Origin of the sequence: Acidovorax sp. PRC11, assembly GCF_031844105.1 — a bacterium.
Taxonomy (GTDB): domain Bacteria; phylum Pseudomonadota; class Gammaproteobacteria; order Burkholderiales; family Burkholderiaceae_C; genus Paracidovorax.
In genome coordinates this window covers 1-2,002 of the sequence record NZ_JAUZUQ010000056.1, presented here as the reverse complement: position 1 = coordinate 2,002, position 2,002 = coordinate 1, and the positions used below count along the sequence as shown (strand labels likewise).

The window sequence follows — 2,002 nt, the reverse complement described above, 5'->3', positions numbered from 1 at the left end:
GGAGCAGGCCAAGCGCATCGAGGGCGAGGCGGCCGTGTCGAAGGTCATCCAGCAGGATTGGGACCGGACGGCCGACGAGATCAACAAGTCGCTCACGGACGCGCTGCTGCGCGGCTTCGAGTCGGGCAAGGGGTTTGCGAAGAACTTCCGCGACACGCTGATCAACATGTTCAACACGCTGGTGCTGCGCCCGATCATCAGCTACATCCTGGCGCCGGTGTCGGGGGCCATCTCCGGGATCACCAACGGGATCATGGGCGGCGGCGCCGGCGGTGGCGCGCTCGACATCCTGTCGGTCGGCAAGAGCATCTACTCGGCGATCAGCGGCGGTTTCACGTCGCTGACCAACAGCATCGCGATGTACGTCCAGCGGGGCTTCAACTACCTCACGGGCGCCGGGCCGATGACCGCAGGCCAGTTGCCGGGCGCGGCTGCGCAGGGCGTCGGGCTCGCGGGTAGCTACGTGGCCGGCGCCTACGGCGGGGTGATGGCCGGTCGGCTCATCTCCAACGGCTACTCGGTGTTCGGCAGCTCGGGTAACACCGCGGTCAACGCGGGCACGATCATCGGCTCCATCTTCGGCGGCCCCATGGGCGGGGTCATCGGTGGCGCGATCGGCGGCCTGGTGAACCGCGTGTTCGGCCGCAAGCTCAAGGACACCGGGATCGAGGGCGAGTTCGGCGGCGCTGATGGTTTTCAGGGCAGGACGTATCAGTACTACAAGGGCGGCTTTCTGCGGTCCGACAAGACGAAATACGGCACCTTGGACGAAGAGGTGCGCAAGGGCTTGGCGGACCAGTACACCGCGATGCGCGACAGCATCGAGGAAATGGGTAAGGTGCTCGGCCTGGGTGGCGAGGCGCTCGACAAGTTCACCGCGCGCATCAAGGTCAGCCTGCAGGGCCTGAGCCCGGAGGATGCCGAGAAGCGGCTGAAGGAGGAGTTCGAGAAGCTCGGCATCAGCATGGCGGACCTGATCCTGGGGCTGCCCACCACGATCCAGGAGGCGGCCAGCGATCGGAAGTACTTGTTCGGCGTGAACCCCGACGCGGCGGCCGCGCCACCGGTGGACCCTGCCGCCCAGGCGAACCTGGAGGCCTTCAAGAAGCTGCAGAAGGCGGGGGAAAGCTCGCTCGACACGCTCACGCGGCTGGCCACGAGCCTTGCCGCGACCAACGGCGTGTTCGAAACGCTGGGGCACAGCATGTACGCGGCCAGCCTGCAGGGCGGGGACATGGCGGACAAGCTGGTCGATCTCTTCGGCGGGGTGGAGAAATTCACCGCCGCCAGCGCGGACTACTTCGCGAAGTTCTACTCGGCCGAGGAGCAGCGGGAGGCCGCGCGGAAGCAGCTGGAGAAGCAGCTCGCCACCGTGGACATCAAGCTGCCGTCCATCGACGCCACCGACGCGCGGGCCCAGTACCGCAAGCTGCTGGAGGCGCAGGACCTCAACACCGAGGCGGGCCGCAAGGCCTATGCCATGCTGATCCAGCTGGCCGGTGCATTCGACGCGGTGGCGGTGGCATCCCTGGATGCGGCGGCTGCAGCCCAGGAGGCAGCGCGCAAGCAGCAGGAGATCACCGACAAGGGCCGGGATCTGGAGCAGCGCCTTCTGATCGCCCAGGGCAAGGACCGCCAGGCCCTGGACCTGCGGCGGCTGCAGGAGTACTACGCGCTGCTCAACCTCAACCCTGAACTGGCCCGGATGGTCATTGAGATCTACAAGGCCGAAGACGCCGCGGCGGCGCTGGTGGCCGCGCAGCAGGGGAGGGAGGACGCCTACCGGCGGCTGCAGGACGCGGCCACGCTGCAGAGCGAAAAGCTCAACGCGCAACTGGCGACGATCGACGCACAGCGCACGGCCCTGGGCCAACAGCGCACGCTCGCCGATGAATCGCTGGCGCTGCTCACCGGCATCTTCGACCTGGTGCGCACCAACGCGCGCGAGCTGTACGGGCAGGTGGAGAGCACCGCGTCTATGCAGGCCGCGGCGGGGTGGGCG

The 2,002-nt window shown here is 67.7% G+C and carries 1 pseudogene; it reads left to right on the top strand.

Going from position 1 to position 2,002, the window contains the following annotated elements:
* Positions 1–2,002, top strand: a pseudogene (locus Q9R47_RS24255) (tail length tape measure protein); the annotation flags it as partial.